This is a genomic window from Alteromonas sp. KS69 (genome assembly GCF_003989595.1).
Taxonomy (GTDB): Bacteria; Pseudomonadota; Gammaproteobacteria; order Enterobacterales; family Alteromonadaceae; genus Alteromonas; species Alteromonas naphthalenivorans.
This window is the reverse complement of record NZ_PYHU01000008.1, coordinates 79,926-99,713: the sequence shown is the minus strand read 5'-3', so window position 1 is coordinate 99,713 and position 19,788 is coordinate 79,926. Positions and strand designations below refer to the sequence as shown.

25 protein-coding genes are annotated in these 19,788 nt (G+C 40.5%); 7 read left to right on the top strand and 18 right to left on the bottom strand.

Features of this window, described 5'->3' with window-relative positions:
• The first annotated feature begins 108 nt into the window (after window positions 1-108).
• Complete coding sequence (locus C7Y69_RS07640) at window positions 109-1,188, top strand: sensor histidine kinase (RefSeq protein ID WP_126872381.1); 1,080 nt, start codon at window positions 109-111, stop codon at window positions 1,186-1,188.
• Window positions 1,185-2,012 (top strand): LytR/AlgR family response regulator transcription factor, encoded by an 828-nt coding sequence (locus C7Y69_RS07635; protein ID WP_013784030.1) that lies wholly within the window; start codon window positions 1,185-1,187, stop codon window positions 2,010-2,012. The genes C7Y69_RS07640 and C7Y69_RS07635 overlap by 4 nt, the downstream gene beginning before the upstream one ends.
• A 182-nt stretch (window positions 2,013-2,194) precedes the next feature.
• On the opposite strand, the gene C7Y69_RS07630 is transcribed toward C7Y69_RS07635, so the two are convergent.
• The 3 genes from C7Y69_RS07630 to C7Y69_RS07620 all read right to left on the bottom strand — a co-directional run bounded on the left by C7Y69_RS07630 (window position 2,195) and on the right by C7Y69_RS07620 (window position 5,344).
• The gene (locus C7Y69_RS07630; RefSeq protein ID WP_126872302.1) at window positions 2,195-3,190 is read right to left on the bottom strand and encodes an ATP-dependent 6-phosphofructokinase; all 996 of its coding nucleotides are present in this window, start codon (window positions 3,188-3,190) and stop codon (window positions 2,195-2,197) included.
• Between the two features lie 181 nt (window positions 3,191-3,371).
• A complete protein-coding gene (locus tag C7Y69_RS07625; RefSeq protein WP_013784032.1) occupies window positions 3,372-3,701 on the bottom strand; it encodes a hypothetical protein in 330 nt (109 codons plus the stop codon).
• Window positions 3,701-5,344 carry a response regulator gene (locus tag C7Y69_RS07620; protein WP_126872301.1) on the bottom strand — a complete coding sequence of 548 codons (1,644 nt, stop codon included), beginning with the start codon at window positions 5,342-5,344 and terminating at the stop codon, window positions 3,701-3,703. Before C7Y69_RS07620 ends, C7Y69_RS07625 begins: the two co-directional genes overlap by 1 nt.
• A 192-nt stretch (window positions 5,345-5,536) precedes the next feature.
• Here C7Y69_RS07620 and C7Y69_RS07615 point away from each other — a divergent pair, with 192 nt between their 5' ends.
• The 4 genes from C7Y69_RS07615 (at window position 5,537) to rluF (ending at window position 8,283) form a co-directional block, all read left to right on the top strand.
• Window positions 5,537-6,022: a VC2046/SO_2500 family protein gene (locus C7Y69_RS07615; RefSeq protein ID WP_126872300.1), complete on the top strand. Its 486-nt coding sequence runs from the start codon at window positions 5,537-5,539 to the stop codon at window positions 6,020-6,022.
• Between the two features lie 86 nt (window positions 6,023-6,108).
• Window positions 6,109-7,104, top strand: coding sequence for a rhodanese-related sulfurtransferase (locus C7Y69_RS07610; protein ID WP_126872299.1), 996 nt, complete (start codon window positions 6,109-6,111; stop codon window positions 7,102-7,104).
• A gap of 62 nt (window positions 7,105-7,166) precedes the next feature.
• A complete protein-coding gene (locus tag C7Y69_RS07605; protein ID WP_013784036.1) occupies window positions 7,167-7,409 on the top strand; it encodes an EF-hand domain-containing protein in 243 nt (80 codons plus the stop codon).
• A gap of 133 nt (window positions 7,410-7,542) precedes the next feature.
• On the top strand, window positions 7,543-8,283 hold the full coding sequence (gene rluF, locus C7Y69_RS07600) for a 23S rRNA pseudouridine(2604) synthase RluF (protein ID WP_126872298.1): 741 nt from the start codon (window positions 7,543-7,545) through the stop codon (window positions 8,281-8,283).
• Between the two features lie 48 nt (window positions 8,284-8,331).
• On the opposite strand, the gene C7Y69_RS07595 is transcribed toward rluF, so the two are convergent.
• The 13 genes from C7Y69_RS07595 to C7Y69_RS07535 form a co-directional block, all read right to left on the bottom strand.
• Window positions 8,332-8,853 carry an adenylate kinase gene (locus C7Y69_RS07595; protein WP_221885328.1) on the bottom strand — a complete coding sequence of 174 codons (522 nt, stop codon included), beginning with the start codon at window positions 8,851-8,853 and terminating at the stop codon, window positions 8,332-8,334.
• A gap of 81 nt (window positions 8,854-8,934) precedes the next feature.
• Complete coding sequence (locus C7Y69_RS07590) at window positions 8,935-9,291, bottom strand: hypothetical protein (protein WP_126872297.1); 357 nt, start codon at window positions 9,289-9,291, stop codon at window positions 8,935-8,937.
• 61 nt (window positions 9,292-9,352) lie between these two features.
• Entirely contained in the window at window positions 9,353-9,691 is a 339-nt protein-coding gene (locus C7Y69_RS07585) for a hypothetical protein (RefSeq protein ID WP_126872296.1), read from the bottom strand.
• 148 nt (window positions 9,692-9,839) lie between these two features.
• A complete protein-coding gene (locus tag C7Y69_RS07580) occupies window positions 9,840-10,355 on the bottom strand; it encodes a hypothetical protein (protein WP_126872295.1) in 516 nt (171 codons plus the stop codon).
• A gap of 87 nt (window positions 10,356-10,442) precedes the next feature.
• On the bottom strand, window positions 10,443-10,769 hold the full coding sequence (locus tag C7Y69_RS07575) for an antibiotic biosynthesis monooxygenase family protein (protein WP_126872294.1): 327 nt from the start codon (window positions 10,767-10,769) through the stop codon (window positions 10,443-10,445).
• A 96-nt stretch (window positions 10,770-10,865) separates the two neighbouring features.
• Window positions 10,866-11,246, bottom strand: coding sequence for a VOC family protein (locus C7Y69_RS07570; RefSeq protein ID WP_126872293.1), 381 nt, complete (start codon window positions 11,244-11,246; stop codon window positions 10,866-10,868).
• 86 nt (window positions 11,247-11,332) lie between these two features.
• Window positions 11,333-11,752 (bottom strand): hypothetical protein, encoded by a 420-nt coding sequence (locus tag C7Y69_RS07565; RefSeq protein WP_126872292.1) that lies wholly within the window; start codon window positions 11,750-11,752, stop codon window positions 11,333-11,335.
• An 84-nt stretch (window positions 11,753-11,836) separates the two neighbouring features.
• The gene (locus C7Y69_RS07560; protein WP_126872291.1) at window positions 11,837-12,043 is read right to left on the bottom strand and encodes a hypothetical protein; all 207 of its coding nucleotides are present in this window, start codon (window positions 12,041-12,043) and stop codon (window positions 11,837-11,839) included.
• Window positions 12,044-12,081: 38 nt separating this feature from the next.
• Window positions 12,082-12,231 carry a hypothetical protein gene (locus C7Y69_RS21545; RefSeq protein WP_185864151.1) on the bottom strand — a complete coding sequence of 50 codons (150 nt, stop codon included), beginning with the start codon at window positions 12,229-12,231 and terminating at the stop codon, window positions 12,082-12,084.
• Between the two features lie 1,118 nt (window positions 12,232-13,349).
• Window positions 13,350-13,595 (bottom strand): hypothetical protein, encoded by a 246-nt coding sequence (locus C7Y69_RS21540; RefSeq protein WP_185864150.1) that lies wholly within the window; start codon window positions 13,593-13,595, stop codon window positions 13,350-13,352.
• Window positions 13,596-14,029: 434 nt separating this feature from the next.
• Window positions 14,030-15,430, bottom strand: a complete 1,401-nt coding sequence (locus tag C7Y69_RS07545) for a DEAD/DEAH box helicase (RefSeq protein WP_126872288.1) — start codon at window positions 15,428-15,430, stop codon at window positions 14,030-14,032.
• A 92-nt stretch (window positions 15,431-15,522) separates the two neighbouring features.
• Window positions 15,523-16,179 (bottom strand): CoA transferase subunit B, encoded by a 657-nt coding sequence (locus tag C7Y69_RS07540; RefSeq protein WP_126872287.1) that lies wholly within the window; start codon window positions 16,177-16,179, stop codon window positions 15,523-15,525.
• Window positions 16,179-16,910, bottom strand: coding sequence for a CoA transferase subunit A (locus C7Y69_RS07535; RefSeq protein ID WP_126872286.1), 732 nt, complete (start codon window positions 16,908-16,910; stop codon window positions 16,179-16,181). The genes C7Y69_RS07540 and C7Y69_RS07535 overlap by 1 nt, the downstream gene beginning before the upstream one ends.
• Window positions 16,911-17,128: 218 nt before the next feature.
• On the opposite strand from C7Y69_RS07535, the gene C7Y69_RS07530 reads away from it, so the two are divergent.
• Entirely contained in the window at window positions 17,129-18,016 is an 888-nt protein-coding gene (locus tag C7Y69_RS07530; RefSeq protein ID WP_126872285.1) for a LysR family transcriptional regulator, read from the top strand.
• A gap of 27 nt (window positions 18,017-18,043) precedes the next feature.
• Here C7Y69_RS07530 and C7Y69_RS07525 read toward each other — a convergent pair whose 3' ends face one another.
• Window positions 18,044-18,799, bottom strand: coding sequence for a hypothetical protein (locus tag C7Y69_RS07525; RefSeq protein WP_013784050.1), 756 nt, complete (start codon window positions 18,797-18,799; stop codon window positions 18,044-18,046).
• Window positions 18,800-18,871: 72 nt separating this feature from the next.
• Window positions 18,872-19,573 carry a sensor histidine kinase gene (locus C7Y69_RS07520; RefSeq protein WP_013784051.1) on the bottom strand — a complete coding sequence of 234 codons (702 nt, stop codon included), beginning with the start codon at window positions 19,571-19,573 and terminating at the stop codon, window positions 18,872-18,874.
• Window positions 19,574-19,788 lie beyond the last annotated feature (215 nt).

The following is a 19,788-nucleotide window of genomic DNA, read 5'->3' as shown; positions in this document are numbered from 1 at the left end:
AATCTTAGCAAAGCGTGCGACAAGTCGCATATGAAGTACGACCAAGATGCTCCGCAAGGGGCTTACCTTGCGTATAATCTATCAATCAATTCAACCACTGGTAAACATGTGAGCCGCTTTCAGCGCGTTATTGAAAGTAACGAAAGGTTATTTTGGACTTTGCACAGCGCAGGCTGGGCAGGTTTTGCCATCATTTATTATATTGGCTCGTTTCTTCACGATGTACGACCAATTTGGGTATTTATAATATTACTCAATGCCTACGCTGGCTGGTTGCTGACTATACCACTGCGATACGTCTATCGCTGGGCAAGAAAACAGTCGCCGCTAAATATGTTGATGACAGTGATAGCGTCTTGTTATTTGATAGCGTTATTGTGGGCTGTGGTTAAAAATATAAACTATTGGGAAATTTACAAGCATGGTTACCGGCCTGATGCTTGGTACATGTATTTTACCAATACGATTAACTCGCTCATTATGGTGGGCTGTTGGAGTGGCGTTTACTTCGGCATTAAGAACTTCCAGATGTTACAAAAAGAAAAGCAAAATGCCCTTAAAGCCAGCACCATGGCTCATCAAGCGCATATTAAGATGCTGCGTTATCAGCTTAATCCTCACTTTTTGTTCAACACGTTAAATGCAATTTCTACCTTAGTGTTATTAAAAGAAAACGATACTGCAGAGGCCATGGTCTCTCGCTTGAGCGACTTTTTACGCTATTCTTTAGATAATGACCCTATTAAACGAGTACCTTTAGGCCAGGAAATAAAGGCCTTGCGGTTATATCTTGAGATTGAAAAAGTACGATTTGATGACAGATTAGAAGTAGTTTGGAATATCGATGAAGAGTGTGAGAATGCACTTGTTCCTAGCATGATATTGCAGCCTATTATTGAAAATGCTGTTAAGCACGCCATCTCTAAAATGGAGAACGGCGGTCAAATTGCTATAACAGCCCGCGCGTTTGGAAACGATTTACTAATGGATGTGGCTGATAATGGGCCCGGTGCCGACATTATAGATGGTCAGTTAAGCCGTGAAAATGGTGTTGGACTGGCAAATATTAAAGAGAGATTGCATTCATTGTATCAACGCAATTTCGCATTTTCTATTGAAGATAATCAGCCGTCGGGCGTACGGGTTCGAATTCGTATTCCCTATGAAGTAAAGGATGTATGCGCATGACAAAGCAAGTAATTAAAACCTTAGTGGTAGACGATGAACCACTCGCCCGCCGTGGACTTCGCGCTAGGTTAGAACGTCATGACGACATTCAGGTACTTGCTGAGTGTCAAAATGGGCTAGAAGCGGTAAGTAGCATTTCACAACTTCGCCCTGACTTAGTCTTTCTTGATATTCAAATGCCTGGGCTAAATGGTTTTCAGGTAATTCATAAGCTACGAGAGCTTAATCAACCTATCCCTATGGTCGTGTTTGTTACTGCGTATGACAGTTATGCGATTAAAGCATTCGATGTGCATGCTCTAGACTACTTATTAAAGCCTGCTGACGACGAGCGTCTTAAAGATGCCCTAGTGAAAGTGCGAGAATACTTCGCTACACAGCATCAAGATGAACAGTCTAAACGTTTAGTGAATTTGGTTGCCGAACTTACTGGCGACGATTGCGAAGAAATCTTGCGTAAGCTTGCCAATGGCGAGCCGGTAGAAACTAACCCTTATCCAGATGTTTTAGCCATTAAAGATGGTTCTGAAGTCACTAGGGTGAACGTACAAGACATACAGTGGATAGATGCCGCGGGTGATTATATGTGTGTTCACGCATTAGATGGCATGCACATTATGCGTAAAACTATGAAAGAGCTTGAGCAAGAGCTTAACCCTCAATGGTTTGTTAGAGTGCATCGTTCCGCCATTGCCAATATTCGTTTCGTGAAAAAATTGGTAAGCCATATTAGCGGTGAATATCACCTTATTTTGCAAAATGACACCGAACTAAAAGTGAGTCGTAGTCATAGAGACAAAGTAAAAGCCGCTATGAAAATGTAAGGCTAAAAGCTTTAGTACGTTAGCTACAAACTGGCTGTGCGAACAGTAAGATTACCTAAAAATGCCCGAGAAATCGGGCATTTTTGTGTTAACCAATAAGTTAAGGTAACTTGTTGATATATCTAGATAAGGCTTGGTTATGCGTAACCATTTTGGTGTTGTATTACTCAATTAGCTTTATTTTAATATCGCTCATTCATGATGGTGAGCATGGTTTCCATACTGGAAGGGTTTAGGGGTTTATCCTTCTCCCATGTTTCCGCTAAGGCAATCTCACTCGGCGTACCATTGAGTTCACCTACCATAATACCGTTGGTGTCACTACCCACTAAACTCACTGCATAGGTGCCTAACTTAGTGGCAAGTAACCGGTCTTGACTTACCGGAGATCCCCCTCGCTGAACATGGCCTAGCGTAACCGGGCGAACTTCAGACTGGGTTTTGGATGCCAGTTTGTCAGCCAAATCGTTAAGTCCACCAGGCCACACATTTTCAGCTACCACTATGATAAAACTAATCGCGCCTTTGCGTTGCCTTCTCTTCTCAATTTGCCCAGTAATCTTATCCAGTTCTGTATCACATTGATCAAAGGTTTCTGGCAAAATAACGTAATCGGCAGCCGAGGCGAGGGCGGAATTTAGCGCAAGAAAACCGGCATGTCTGCCCATCACTTCTACAATGAAAATACGTTCAAAAGCGTCTGCGGTGTCCCTCACTTTATCGATTGATGAAACAACGGTATCGATAGCGGTGTAATAACCTATGGTAGCATCGGTGCCAGCCACATCATTATCTATAGTGCCGGGAATACCAATGATTTGACCGTGCCAGAAATCAGCTAAGTGATCGGCGCCTCTAAAAGACCCATCGCCGCCAATCACAATTAGGGTATCAATCTCTAGTTCTGTTAGGTTTGTGGCAGCAGTTTTCGCACCTTCGTCGGTTTTGAAAGGTTCACAACGGGCGCTGTGCAGCACGGTGCCCCCTTGCTGAATGAGGTTGTGCGTTGCTTGAAGCGCAAGTATTTCGTACTCTTGCTCAAGTAAGCCATTATACCCATGCTGATAACCAAATAGTGTAAATCCGTGCCTTTCACAGGCTATAACAATAGCTCGAATACAAGCATTCATTCCTGGTGCATCACCACCTGATGTTAGCACTGCAACGCGTTTAGACATATTCATATCCTTTTCTCGCCTACTTATACGCCCCATTGAAAAGATGTTGCTACTCACATGGCGCTACACCATACCGTAACATGGTTAAATCAAAACCACATCGCCAATCAAAACTAGTTGCGCATGTAAGTTTTATGTACGACATTCCCAAATAAAGCTGGGTACATAAAGAACCTTCTACTTAGTAGTCTTTGGCCGGCAAACTTTCCTTTTTAACCGCAGCTTGTGCCTTTTTACCAATGGCTTGCTGCTCTCCTTTACAAATAGTGTCGTAATCATCTCGATAGTATCTGAAGTTTTCACATTCACTTTCATAACGTTTTTTCGCTGACATAGCTTGTTGGGGATAGCGGTTGTCATTCATCACTTTCGACAAACTTTTGCATACATGTAATTGGCGATTTACTTCTACAATGTCTTCACAAGGTGGTGTTTGGCTGCACCCATTAAGTGCTAAAACTGAAAGTAGACTAGCAAGCGCACAGATTTTTTTAGATTGGGTTATTATCATTATGTTGTTCCCATAAAAGTGTCTAAGTCATTGCGAAGCGTGGAGTATTTTTCTTCGTGTTGGGCCTTTAGTGGCATGTCGTCAATAAGTTTATAAAGTCGACGGCATTGTTTAAATAAATCAGGATCTGGCTTTTGGTTCTTGCTTAATATTTGTAATAAGCACTGCAGTAAGTTGAGCGCTACACCTGTATTTACCGGCGAAAAACCTTGCGCAAGCGCAAAAGAGTCTTTTGCTTTTTCATATTGTTCTTGTTGATAAAGCTGAATGCCTTCACGGTTAAACTGCTGATAATTTGTAAGATTTTGTTGGGCTTTGGTCGTCTCAGAATGCAATAAAAAGTTGCTGTTGGAATCGAATTCTAAATTCTGCTGCTTAATAATATCTTGAAGTTGTAGTGCATCTTCATATTCACCAAGGTCGTACATGACTTTAAGGCTATCTGGAATAAATGCGATTGGCGGCGTGGTGTACTTTTCATCTATAGCAGCTTGTGATTGCGCCAAGTTCTTTTTTGCATCCAGCATTTTTCCATCAATAGCATTAACTCGAGCGTTAATAATGCTGCCAAAAATACTGACGTCAAAATCTTCGTCTATTCGTAGTATGTTTTCATCAAACTTACCTCGTTGCAGGGCAAGTAAAGCCTCTTGTTGATAGCGGTTTCGTGTACGTTTGTCATCTGTATATTCGGCGACATCAAGCAAGCTTCGAATAAACCCACACCAATGCAGGCTGTTTTGATGCACGGTTCTTTTCGATAAATCCCAAATGGCCAAACTAGAGGTAGAGGCTAAAATGTAATCGTTATGGTTTCGCGCGATAGAGCATGCACTAAAATGCCTAGGCAACGAAAAGGGCGAAAGTTTTATAGCCTGCTTGATAGCAGAAATTGCAATTTCGCCTTGGTTCTTTGCATCATTGGCTTTCGCCAATACATCATGCGCCTCGGCATTAAACCGGTTGCGTTTAATAATATCCTCGGCAATACCGATGGCTTTATCGTATTTTTCTGAGGCGAGATAGGTTTTTGCCAACGCAACTTTGGCCCAAATTATTGGCTTTCCTTCTAAGTAGGGCGAAAGTACGTCCAACGCTTTGTCGTATTGCTCTAGGCGCAAATACAGTTCAACTAATAATTGTTCACACGTGCCTTTATAAGGGGATGGCGTACTAATAAGATCTTCGCACAAATCGATAGCATTGTTGATATTTTCATTGGCCACCTCTTGCAATACTGCCCCTAAAAACTGACGTTTCTGCCAGGCACGGGTAATACGTGTTTTAAGTTGTACCTGCGAAAAAGGCTTAATAAGATAATCATCAGGGCGTCGCTCAATAGAGCCAAGTACCACAGGGCGTGCGCTATCAGCGCTAATTAATATAAACACGGTGGTGGGTTTAATTAAGCGTTTTATTCTAAGCTCTTCAATAAGCTCGAAACCGTTTTTCTTGTCTACCCCTAAATGAAGATCGCAAACAACAATATCAAATTTTTGCTTTTTACAAAGAGACAGAGCCTTTTCCGCAGAAGATTTAGTGACAACGTCACTTGCACCCATGGAGTGTAATAATCCACGAAGCAGTAAGAGAAAAGGGCGTTGATCTTCAACAATAAGCACCTGCTTATCCGAAAAGTTCATTTTTCATCCAATGACAACCATGACACTTCAACTACTTGAGAGGTTCTATATATGATTGTTTAAAATACCGATAAGGGCAAGAATAAGCTTAAGAAAAACATTATCTTGCCGACACTATAGGTATGAATTTTAAATCTTCCTATTTTTGTGTCTGATAACGATATAAATGTAAATAAATCCATAGACCCCAGTATGGCTTGGGAATGGAACGGTACGCTGTCAAAAGCAGCGGGTAATGCCACGCTTTTTGCTTTGTATTTGGCAATGCAACAAAGTGCACTTGCCGACACTATATCGATAGAAAGCCCAAACGAAGACGAAGCCACTAGAGGTATTACACAGCGGCTAGAAGCACTTAATTTCTACCGTAGAGCACCACTTTGTGCGAGTGAGGCAGATTGGTTGCACATGAATCGATTGTCTCAAACAATAGCGCATCAAGTAGCACTGCAGGAGCCCACATCACTGCAGTTTGAGGCAGTACGCCTTCACAATGAAATGTACCCAGTACCTCTTGCACAAACGAATGACGCAAAGAAAATTAGCCAAGATGTTATTACGAACTGTTCGTTAGCCACTCAAAAGCGCATTGCCGCTACTTATTCCACCTCTATTGATGAAGACAACACAATGCTTAGTGACATTATTGAGCAGTCTGAATCCTTTCTTGCTGCCTAACTGGAAATTTTAAAACTGGTTTGATATAGTGCGCGCCGCATTTTTGCACTGGTTTTACGTTCCAACTAGCAAAGGTAAATACTACTATGTCTAAATATATCGTTTGCGCGATGTACAAGTTCGTCGCGCTTGAAAACTTCGAGGCCATGCGCCAACCACTATTAACTGCCATGGAATCTAATGGCATTAAAGGTACGCTTTTACTTGCCAGCGAAGGCATTAATGGCACCGTTTCAGGCACGCGAGAAGGTATTGACGGATTACTCCAATATCTTAACGCCGATGAGAGAATTAACCCCATCTCTTGTAAAGAGTCACTTCACGAAGAACAGCCTTTCTACCGCACCAAGGTAAAACTTAAAAAAGAAATCGTCACCATGGGTGTTGAAGGTATCGACCCGCGTAAAACCGTAGGTACGTACGTGAAACCTAGTGACTGGAACGCGCTAATTAGCGATCCCGACGTCACCGTGATAGACACCCGTAATGGCTATGAAATCGAAATCGGCACTTTCAAGCACGCTATCGATCCAAAAACGGAGACTTTTCGCGAGTTTCCAGAATATGTCGCTAAAACATTAAGCCCAGAGAAAAACAAAAAAGTAGCCATGTTTTGCACCGGCGGTATTCGCTGTGAAAAATCTACGGCCTATTTAAAAGAGCAGGGGTTTGACGAGGTATACCATCTGGAAGGCGGTATTCTTCAATATTTAGAAGATGTACCAAAAGAAGAATCACTGTGGGAAGGTGACTGTTTTGTATTTGATAATCGTGTGGCTGTGAATCACGATCTTGAAAAAAGTGACTATCATCAATGTTATGCCTGTCGCTTACCGATTACAGATGAAGACATGCAAAGTGAGAAGTATGAGTCTGGCGTAAGCTGCCCGCATTGTTTTGGTACCCATACAGAAGATCAACTTTCTCGTTTTCGTGAACGTGAAAAACAAGTTAATCTTGCGAAGATGAGGCAGCAAGAACACGTGGGTACAGAGGCGCGGATCACCATGGAACAAAAGCGTGAAGAAAAAGCCCGTTTGCAACGTGAACGCGCGTTAAAAGCAAGAGAAAATCAGGCATAGACACTACTCAATAAGGGCGTTACACTCACCCTCTATGTAGTTGCTAAAAAAAGGGAAAGCGCGTGACCGCTCAACTTTCAGACGAAAAAATTGAAGAAATAAAGAAAGATTTTACCTTCTTCGACCAAGATGGTAATGGTCAGATTGATTTAACGGAGTTTATCGAGTTATTAACCGTTATTTCGCCAAAAACAAAAGCCAGCCATGTACAGGAAGGTTTTAAATTAATAGACAGCAATAACGACGGCTATATCGACTTTGAGGAATTCCTCGAGTGGTGGCAAGAGTGTTGGTGGGAATATTAATACTAACTGAATGTTAAAAAAGCGAGCTTTTAGCTCGCTTTTTTTATAGTAAAATTAACGGTAATAAAGTTGAGAAAACAACCGGCACGGTTTACTCACGTTGTCGTTTAGAAAAAAGGTAGGGACTTTTAGCATGAGCTCTGAGGTAACAAAACGTCTTAATAAATATATCAGTGATACAGGACTGTGCTCACGACGTGAAGCTGATAAATTAATTGAGCAAAATCGAGTTACCATTAACGATAAGCTGCCTGAGCTAGGCACCAAAGTCGCGCAAGGCGATAAAGTGAAGGTTGATGGAAAGCTTGTTAAAGCGGTAGCCGAAGATAAATCGGACCGCATTTACTTGGTATACAACAAGCCCATTGGCATTACCTGCACTACCGAGCGTCATGTGAAAGGCAATATCATTGATGCAATCAAGCACAAACAGAGAATCTTTCCAGTAGGCAGACTCGATAAGCCATCAGAAGGATTGATTATTCTGACCAGTGACGGCGACATTGTGAATAAAATTCTGCGCGCTGAAAATGCCCATGATAAAGAATACGAAGTGACGGTTAACCAACCTATCAGTGAGCGTTTTGTACAAAAAATGGCAAGAGGCGTTCCCATTTTAGGCACGGTAACTAAACCGTGTAAGGTAAAAGCTCGTGGTAAGTTTCAGTTTTCAATTATTCTAACCCAAGGCTTAAACCGACAAATCCGTCGCATGTGTGAGTTCCTCGGTTATGAAGTTACCAAGTTGAAACGCACGCGCATTATGCATCTAGAGCTAGGTAACTTAAAGCCAGGCCAATGGCGAAACCTTACTGAAAAAGAGCTTAATCAGCTAAATAACGCCGTACAACAATCGTCTAAAACAGCAGGGTAGGCGATGCTAACAGAGGGACAGTTAATTTGTGGCTAGATGACTCACACATTAGCTAAAAATTGTTCCGCTTGTTGGGGGGACGTTAAAGCGAACTAAGCGAACATCTTTTAATGTTTGACTGGCAAAAAGCGTTGCGTATTTACGTTTGGTTTTCCAGTAGTTTTGTAACATCCAGAGAATAACTGAATCGGAAGAGAAAAAGTTACGTCTAAATGATTCTGTATTTCCTGTACCTGCCCACAACTCTTTTTGTGAAAATGAACGTTTAATTGAGCGAACCACAATTTGTTTAAACGTATGATAGAAACTGTAATCTAACCAAATTATTGTATCTACGTACTGCCATTTTAGGTGGTTTGTCTTAGATTGATTACCATCTAGTACCCAAGACGCTTTCTCTAAATGAGCTTCAAGCAAGGAAAGAAACTCGTCGTTTTCTAAATGTTCCCAATTTGGCAGCCAAAATAGTGCATCCATTTCGATGCAAGGAATACTTAAATGCTTAGCGAGGCGATAGCTAAAATGGGATTTCCCGCTGCCACTTGTACCAATTACATTTATTCTCTTCATTATATTTTCTAAATTTTTACAGGCGATTCAGTTTATCTTTAAAACAGTGACTAAGTGGGGAGAGAACATATTTAACGAGTGTTAGGTGTTCCCTTTAATCAAATGCAAAACGTCACTAATTGCTGACTTTAACAGTAGACCTACACAAGACAATAAGCTCTTGAATGCCATGATAACCAAGGCCACCCCGACCAGTGAATCTACTGGCATAAAAATAAACATATAAATAGCTTGTCCAAGCATAATGCCTATAAAAATGCTTTCATAAGAAACGTGCCGATCTAATAGCACTAAAAACCCTGCCAATAGTAGTGCGCCAGTGTAATAAAAAGTCTCTGCGTCCCAAGGCTCAACTTCACCGGTAATATAGGGTGAAAAAAACAAAATAGCAGCACCTAACAAGGTTGATACAGACAAACTGAAAAGAAACTGTCTCATTGGCTTTTTCCCTATTAGCCATTATTTGAGTAGATGGCTATTAAAATTTTGAATCGTGAGATTAATTTCTATAACCAACAGTAAGATAAAGGAAAGAAAAGTATAATCCTAAGGTTAAATAGGCCAATGAAAAAAAGCTATTAATACCCCATACACAGTACCAAAACTTACCGAAGAAGAAGGTTGCTCTTCTAAACTTAGCGTTTACTAAAGCTAAGGACGATGGGATTAATAGGGTGGCAGAAAACCCAAATAAAGGAACAATAACAAACATTAATACTAAGCCTACCGAACTTGCGGCAGATTCAGTTGATGCGGGGGTTATGATAAACATTGCCCAATATGTAATAGCTAAAGCAAACAGTGTGCAAATCAAGCCTAAAATTTGGATGCTACGCATATCTTCCTTGAAAATAACAACCCAATGAGGGCGGTAATATGTAAGCTAAATAAAGTATCAATGCAACTTTGGATAACTCTAAATCTGATTTGGCTACATCAGGTACCACAACAATAGAACTGACTAAGCGCGATTCTAACGAATTACTTCATTGCCAGAATGCGTGTTCAGTGCGGACTGAACATGAATTGACTGGTTGGGTTATATTTGTGCGATCAACTACCCAACAATCCTCATAAATTGAGCAATAACAAAGCTCTATTTCAATATTATTATCTATAGCCAATATATCCGAAACCGATTCACCTTTGTATTTTAGAGGTGTTATAGAGTGACCCGACGGCAAAGTAGTATTGTTTAAATGGGATTGAGATATATTTTTGAATTCTGGAAGTTCTGACCACTTTTTTAGAAATTTCGTACCCGAATAAACTTTTGCGTACTTGATGAGCGCTGGGCCCGTTCCCTTATTAGCAACCCCATAACTAAAAGAATCAACATTATGGCTTCTAAAAATTTCAATTTTGGGCCATACCGAAGCTTTAGCATAAGCGCGGTCAGTGTAAGCAGAGTAAATTGAAATGAAAGCGGTAAGCAGCCCAATAAACAGCGCTGTGAGTGCAATTATCATCTCGGGGTTTTTATACCATTTTTCTTTCACCATAAATTTAGCCCTTAAAACACCTTATACGAAGTCAGTTGGCAACAATATTTACGACTTCGGCCGTGTCAGTCGTTGCTTAATTTATTGTTATACATCAAAGACTCTACGATGTAAGTAATCAATTTCAACTTCCATTTCATACACGGTTTTTGTTGATTCTAAATTAAGGCTTTCTCGCATTAATTGACGTTGCTGTTCATAGGCAGCGCTCATCTCGATTTTAGCGGCTTGGCGATAGGTTTCTTCATCTGGCCATTGAGCGTAAGCGATAAAAGTATCGTTCTTATGCCTATGTAAACGAGAACCTAGACTTCCTTTGAATAGGAAAATACCTTGCGTGGTTTTGGGCCATGCGGAAAGAAATTGCTCTTCATACCCAGTCTTTACTACGAACTCAAACATTACGGCGAACATTACAATTCTTCCTTGATGTAAACGCCGTAATAGACGGCGAGAAATAATTTACAGATATTTAAAGTAAGCAATCTAACGAGTACTTTCAAGCGCGTGTCACTCTCGTATTTCTACTTTCCACGGCGGATTTAAGCGGTTTTCTCCCGCCCAGTAGAGTTTGATCTTATTGCCAGAAGGGTCTTTTAGAATAGCCTCTTTCCAAAGGTAAATTTGCTCAATAGGGGGTTGTAAAAACTGAATACCTTTTTGAGATAAATTTTTGTGAAGCTCATCAAGGTGTTCGTGCTCAAAATAAATCACCGACTTATTTTCAAACACTTCATTTTCATGAGATAAAGAAAATGTAGCGTTTCCATCTGGGCAAGAAAATCTAGCATAGTGAGGTGTGTCTACAATTTGTGTGAAGCCAAGCTTTAAGTAAAAACAAACAGCATCATCCATATTGCTTACTGGTAAAGTAACCTGATTGAGTTCCATTTATTTACCTATTTTGAAAACTAATTATGTAGCAAGTTAGCGGCTAGAAAGCGTAAACCCCCGCTTATTTTTAGTTGATTTATTTGTTATACACTTTTTAGCCAACCATTCTGAGATGCTATTAAAACGACGGCATCACTAATTAATTGGTCTTTATATTTGTTTTTGTTATCAACAGCCGGACCAATAATTTCAAATTGCTTGTTTAATTTGCGGGTAAGTTCTTCGCTATGTATTTTTAAACTTTGATTATCAGAAATGTTAACTACCAGTCGCCCTTGTTCGTCGAGTGCTAATAAAAAATCTGAAGAAGTCGCCCGTTTGTTTTGAAAAGAAGCTTTTTGCCATTCTAATGCGGTGGAAAAATGGAGTTCACCGTCATGTAGCCAGGTCTCTTCTGTTTCGCCACTTTCCCTGAACTGCTGACTTGCTATATTCGCTAAATCTTCAGGGGAAGGAGAACATGCATACAGACCTAATAACAATATTAAAAGTACTGGTTTCATAAATCATCCTTGTAAAACGTGAACATAAGTTTAAGCATTCTTGAGCACAGCGACAATAGCGTATTGTTAATTGTCCGAGAGAGTTTACGAGCCTAAATGCTTTTGGGAGTCAACGGCGATGTTCTGGTGATGAGCATCGCAGTAAGGCAAGAATTTTTCATTCAAAAATTTAATCACTTCCGGGTGAAAATCACTTTGAGGTTGAAAATGATTTCCGTTAGGTACAGTGATATGTTTAAAAGGATGGGGGAAGCCTTTTGTTTTTAATCTCTCTATAACTTCTACTGACATTTCTTGTGAAGGCCATATGTGATCTTTTTCATTTGCTTCTACAACTGCCCATTATTCATGTTATGGACCTGAGAATAAATAATAGGAGCGAGCATATACATACTCTCTCTAGGAATTTCATCGCTGCTATCTACAGATTCCAGAGGTTTAGATAAAGCGTTTTCTACTTTTTCAAGCCATTCTTTCATAGTACGCACTTCCAGTTTATAGACACATATTATTCTAAATAAGGAGCGTTTTTATACGGTCTTTAGCGAAGCAAGTCAGCACACACGTTTGAATCCCAGCCCGCGTAACAGGTGAATTTACTTGGTAAATAACCCATAAGTCATGTTCAAACCTATTTTTGTTGTGAATCACTTTGGGTTAAGTCGTTACATAATTGGCAGTCGATATTTTTCTTAAAGTTATATGCTCTGCGCGTAGCGAATATTGCTACTGAAATAAAAGACCAAGTCAAACCAAAGACCAAAGAGTAATAAACCGTATGTCCTTTAATGTATTGAATGCTCGAAAGTAACGCGAACACTAGAGGCAAAGCGATGCTGTATTGAAATATCCATTTTTTAATTGGCATTTTGTCCCTCTTTGAGTTTTATTGGGCTTTAAATTGCCCGTAAATGTAACTTACAAATAGTCGCGCCGCCGAGTAATGTTTTTGCCGTTGGCATATTACGCCTCACAATGAGGTCTAATATATGCGGTTAAGATTAGTGAGGAATAAACGAAAACCATGCGTTTATCGTCTTACTGTAAGTGTCTTGTTGGGAACCTTTGTTACATAGAAAGTTAATATAATCAACATTGGCAACCACAAATACGCGTAGCCTAAATAAAAGATTCCCATATAACCAAGAGCAGGACCGTCAGACGGTTTAAAGTGAAGCCAGACTTCAATAAAAAAAATCATTGATGGAATAGTTGTAATTATTAGAGAAATAGCTAGAAAAATTCTAAATACATATGTTTTTTTAAATAATTTGAATAGTCTTAGTGCCCAAAATATAAATGAAATGAATAAGCATGGAAGCCCTACGGTGCATATCGCAATCCATAAATAAACAGGGTTCACTAGATAAAATATTTGTGGAACTACTATTCCGATGAGTTGAATCGCAATTAAGGCTAAGCCCGGCATTGCTAATTTTAAGTGTTCCATCCTTGGTTCCTAACTTTTCAATACCGCGCGCATGCACGTAGGGCATAATAGCGAAGCGGCTCTGCGTGTATGCGTTCCAACGAACGTAGTGAGCGAGATTATTGAGTTGTATGGTGCGTTCATATACATCCTTGAATTATGTATTCGTTATTCCGGCTTGGTAAATGGTGTGATGAGGAAAGGGTTTTTACTATATTTAGCCGCATACCAAAAGGCCCACGCAAGAGCAGCTATTAGAATAGCCTTGGAGCAGCCCATTAATGCAGTAATAATATCGGGTAAGGCAATTAGACTAGAAACGAACAGAGTGACTGCGAAAAAGCTACAAATAACAGCACCGAGCATTGCGCATGCTCTTGTAACTGGGTGAAATACTTTGCTTTGTTTATTCATTAAAATTCCATTTCTAAATATCCGAGAAGCACATAACTTTTAACTAACAGTCGCAGGCGACTTAGGCAGTTCTACTGTAACAAAATTCAAATTCATTACTTTAAATAATTGGATACCGCTTGGAAACTAACAATTTACGAGACCCCAATGCGGCCTGTCTAAACACCCCAAAATAAAGTGTTTAATTTTATTCATATTGTCAGATTAACCGCTAGCACTAGAAAATAAAACAACAAATCTTAATGGTGATTTTTGCTCATGAATTAAAAATACCTAAATCGTGTGTTAGGGGAATAAGATGTATTTTTTTAAAATGCTGTAGCAGCGATTAAGTAAATTGATGGGTTATTTGCAATAAAAAAGAAAAAGGAGCCTTAGGCTCCTTTGCAAAAATTTAAATCTGTAACCAGAAATATTTCTGGTTTCAACTATACCTAGCTAGTTTTATCGCTATTATCTAAATCATCATCAGCACTGTTATCTAGGTTAATGCCAGATTCAAATTCGGTATCATCTTCAGGTTCAAGTTCTACTTTTCTTGGTTTACGTTTTACTGGCGCCATACCAATTTCTGTACCTGCCATGGTGTCTACGCGGCGTACTTTCTTAGCAACAGTTGCTTCTGCGCCATCTTGCTTACTGGCTTTATTTTTCTGCGTATCTTGTTTAGGCGTAGGGGCTTTAATTCCTTTGAATTTAGCAGGTAGTGCTTCGTGTGCCTCGCACTCTAGGTCATATTGTAAATGTGCCTTCAGTGCTATAAAGCTCTTCCAATCGCGAGGACCAACAAATGAAGCGGCTTCGCCTTTTTGACCAGCACGTCCCGTCCTACCAATACGGTGAATGTATTCGTCCGCATTTTTGGGTAAATCAAAATTAATAACCAAACCAACTTTAGATAAATCTAAACCTCGTGATGCCACATCGGTAGTCACCAAAACAGAATGCTGGCCTCGGGCGAACTCACTCATAATTGCAGCACGTTGATTTTGTGGTAAGTCGCCTCGTAAGGCGATGGCTTCAAGCTTGTCTTTGTTTAACATGGTGGTTAAACGGTCGGTATCTTCACGGGTTGCGGTAAAGACAATAGCTTGGTTATAAGTACGGTTTGAAATTTCGTGATGAAGTAGGGCGTCTTTATGCTCGATATTATCGGCAAAGAAACACTGTTGTTGAATATCGCCATGGTGCGCCGTTGAATCACCTACCGATACACGCACTGCAGCTTTAGTTAAACGGGCAGTCATGTAGTTGAGCTCAATGCTATCTAACGTAGCTGAAAACAGCATGGTTTGGCGTTTACGGTGGTTCGCAAATTCATTAATCATGTTTAGCTGTTCTGAAAAGCCTAAATCAAGCATGCGATCAGCTTCATCAAAAATAAGCAGCTCTAGGCCATTTAAAAATACACTTTTGTCTTTCAAATGATCGGCCACTCGGCCAGCAGTACCCACGATAATATGTGGGTTTCGGCGTAACGCTTTCACTTGGTCATTATAGTTTTCACCGCCCACAACCAAGGTGCAAGACAGGTTCAATCCCGCACACATGGTTTTGGCTTCTATGAAAACTTGCTTCGCTAATTCGCGAGTAGGTGCAAGAATAAGCGCGCGAGGGTCTTGTCGACTTAACGCCTTTTGCGACATCATTCTATTTATGGCCGGAATTAAAAATGCGAGTGTCTTACCCGATCCCGTTTTAGATGAGGCAATAATATCTTTACCCTGAATAGCAGGAAGCATACTTTTTTCCTGAATTTCAGTAAGCTCGGTAAAGTTTCTACTTTCGAGTTTGGTAATGATTTTGTGATGAACGGGTAAGTCAGTAACTAGCAAGATTCGGCCTCATGAATAATATCATTGCGTATTATCCCTTAAAGGCCGATATTATGAAAGCTTGCTATGCGTTTACCTTGGCGAAAATGCAGTTATACCTGCATTTCGGTCACATTTTCCGAAACAACTAATTTGCCGCCGGTTTTTGCTTGTATATCTTCAACTGTTACACCCGGAGCACGTTCTTTAAGTAAAAAGGCGCCATCCACCACTTCTAATACAGCAAGATCGGTAATAATTCGGGTTATGCAATTTACCCCGGTTAGCGGCAGGGTGCACTCACTAAGCAGTTTTGGGTTGCCACGTTTATCGGTGTGAGTCATGGTCACAATTATATTTTTAGCGCCTGCCACTAAGTCCATAGCGCCGCCCATACCTTTAACAAGCTTCCCGGGGATCATCCACGACGCAATGTTACCGTTTACGTCTACTTCAAATGCGCCTAGTACGGTAAAATCAACGTGGCCGCCACGGATCATGGCGAAGCTTTCCGCAGAGTTAAAAATTGAAGCTCCGGTAATGGCGGTAACGGTTTCTTTACCCGCGTTAATCATATCTGCGTCTAGCTCATCTTCATGAGGGTAGGGGCCCATACCTAATAAACCATTTTCAGATTGCAGCATTACACTAATGCCTTCAGGCACAAAACTAGCGGCTAACGTAGGAATACCTATTCCCAAATTAACATAATCGCCATCTTTGAATTCTTGAGCCACACGCATTGCTATTTGGTCTCGTGATAATGCCATTATTGTGACTCCTTTGCTGTGGTGTTTTGTACAGTTTTAGAAACAACCCTACGTTCTATGCGTTTTTCAAATTCCCCTTTTATGACTCTATTTACATAAATGCCGGGCGTATGAATTTCACTAGGGTTTAGCTCACCTGGTTCAACAATCTCTTCTGCTTCTACCACTGTAATTGTGCCCGCGGTGGCTGCCATAGGGTTAAAGTTTTGTGCAGTATGACGATAAACACAGTTTCCGTAACGGTCGGCTTTCCACGCTTTCACTATGGCAAAGTCGCCCGAAATGGCTTCTTCTAAGATATAAGGGCGGTCATTAAACGTTTTCACCTCCTTACCTTCGCCTACAGGCGTGCCATAGCCAGTAGCAGTATAAAAAGCGGGAATACCTGCACCACCAGCACGCATCTTCTCGGCTAGCGTGCCTTGCGGTGTAAGTTCAACTTCAAGCTCGCCATTTAATAATTGCTTTTCAAACAGGGCGTTTTCACCTACATAGGAAGACACCATTTTCTTAATTTGTTTGTCTTCCAGCAAGATGCCCAGTCCAAAACCATCTACACCACAGTTATTAGAAACCACAGTAAGGCCTTTAGTGCCCATGGTTTTAACTTGAGCAATGAGCCCTTCTGGAATGCCGCATAGCCCAAAACCACCAGCAATAACTGTCATACCATCGGTCAGCCCGTCCATGGCTTCTTGATAGGTAGTGACGACTTTGTCAAATCCCGACATGGTACTTCCCCTTAAATTTAGCTTTGATAAAATGTGTTAAGTAAAAGTATCAACAATGTTATCAATTATGTAAAATTGAATTAATCACTCAATTAATAAGTTTTATTTATTAATTGAGTGGTTAGTGATGGTTGTTAATTTTTCGGATTACGGGCAAGTCAATGTGTTGGCTATCATGTCGGTTATCATTTCAAACATAGGGTGTGGGTCTTAGTTGAATGAATATTTCATACAGAAATTTGCAGGCTTTTATTCACGTAGCGCAATCAAGTACCTTTGCTGAGGCTGCTATTAAGCTTCACCTTACACAGCCAGCCCTTTCGTCTGCAATAAAGAAAATGGAAGAACAGCTTGGCGGAAAATTGTTTAGTCGCAGCACCAGGCATGTGGCGTTAACCAAAGAAGGTGAAGCCTTATTACCTAACGCTATCAGAATAATGAGGGACTGGGACGACACTTTTGGTGATATTCAGAACCTTTTCGCCATGGCTAAAGGGCGCCTAACTATTGCGGCTATGCCTTCCTTTGCCGAATCACATTTACCGCATTTACTTAAACGGTATCACCAACTTGCGCCCAATATTAACCTGCGTATTTTAGATGTGGTGATGGAGAACGTGATTTATGAAGTATCAGAGGGCAGAGCCGAGATGGGCTTCACCTTCGAACCGCAGCAGAATGAGGGGCTTATATTCACACCTCTTTTCGACGATTGTTTTGTCGTGGTGGTGAACCCCCAGCATGAATTGGCAAAAGCAAAAACGGTTAATTGGGAAACGTGTATCGAATACCCTATGGTAATGATGAATAGGGGGTCGGCAGTAAGAATGTGGACGCAACAGAAGATAAGTACCGTGGGTGAAGCCGTTATTGTTGCCGAAACAGGGCAGTTGGGTACCCTTGGTCAGCTAATTAAGCAGGGGTTAGGCATCGCTATTATGCCATCGCTGTGCATTGCGTCGATGGAAAGCATAGGGCTAACCGTGCTTAAAATGGAAGAAGACCCCTTGGTAAAAAGGGTGGGCATGGTGAAAAACGCCAAGCGTGATATGTCAGTGGCTGGTCAAGCATTATGGACTGAGGTGTTACATCACTACCATAGGTAAAGTGTCAAATGCTGATAAACAGGTGCGTTACCATTTTTTCTTAGGCGCAAATAACTCATCCAATTCATCACGCTCTTCTTCTTGTTTCTTCGCTCTGTCTTGTGCGTTAACGCTTTTAAGATTATTTTGAATTTCTGACAACCATTCATGCAGTGTGGCCAAACGAGACTGTGTGTATTCATCTTGCTGATTTTGATTTTCTAGCGCAGTTTTTGCTTTTTCGTAATACTGACGGGCTGAACCTAACATGTTCGACTGCTGTGCAGCTCTGCCGCGTTTGATTAGCGTTTCAACATTAACCTTAATTTGTAAGCGTTCTAATTGTTTGTCTTCGTCATAAAATACTTTGCTTTCAACTTTGCCTTTACTGTGTTCTGAACGAAGTAAAATGCGAAGCTTTTTAACAGCCTGAATGTACTGAATAATAAGTTTGTCATTATCGGGTAAAACGAATTCGTTAGCGCTAACCGAGTCAGGGTTTTGTGAAGCGGATTTTTGCTCTGCATTGGCAAGTTTTTGTTTTGTTTCTGGCGTACCGCCAAGCTCATTGACGGTTTTAAGCGCACCTAAAACTCGGTTATCCAAGATTTGTAACATGCGTCCTGAAATAGGCATGTTTGAACACGCTAGAATAACATTCTCTGTTTCATCAATTACCGCGCGTTGTTTAGCCAGATCTGCCCGACGCTCCGAGTCAGCCTTAGCGCGATGTTGCTGCATAGCATTTATAAAGATTGCCGCTATCAGTAATACAACAATCAGAATTATTATTATCATGTACATGCGCGTATTTCCGTTTAATACTTAATTCGAATTATATGCTGGCTTTCACTGCCAAACTATTATGCGTTAATGTTACGGTATTTTTACCCTAAATACACTTCCGCCAAGAGAACCGCCATTGCTTAAAGAAATCTCTCCTTGCAGTTTGCCTTGCGAGTGAGCAGATGCAATAAGTCTAGCAAAGAAAAGACCTAACCCTGTTCTACCTTGACTAAGCTGAAAATCGGCTAAATCTTCGTGACTTTTCTCAAGCATAGACGTTGGATAGCCGATGCCATCATCTTCCACGCAAATATGTAGGCAGTCATCTTCAACCTGTGCTGAAATACAAATTTGAGAGGTACCATACCGAAGGGCATTTACCAATACGTCGTTAATTAATAGGTATATAAGCTCTCTATCTAAATACCAACTTAAATTGAGGTCGACATTCGCCTTAACCACAATTTCTTTTTGTTCAATGTAAATATTATTAGACCCAACTACATCGTCTATTAAGTCACTAACAAAGCATTCATCTACTGTTATCGGCAGACTTTCTAATTCTGCACGATAAAGTGATAAAATTTGTACTAAATTGGTATTAAGCCGCGATGCTTCGTAATGCACACTAGCTACTTGCTCTCGTGCTTTACTATTTTCAGGGGCTAAATCATTAGAAAGATTTTCAATTGACTGAATAAGAAGAAATAATGAATTTTTCATATCGTGCACAGCAGCAGCTAGCACCGACGAAAAGTCGATAGGAGAGGTAAGTTGCTTTTTTTCACTCATATGAATAAAACCCGTTATTTTCCTTAAATTTGAAGGTGTTGTACCAATTAAAACATCTGTAAGGATAAAGGAAAACAATTATTCAGTAGGTAACCCATTTTCAGTATTACTTATTTAGCGCAAAATTACCTACTATTTTGTGGGTTAATCTGTCACTTTTGTAATAGCTTATCGTAATTATTAGTAGTTTTGGTTATAACGATAAGGTTATAGTA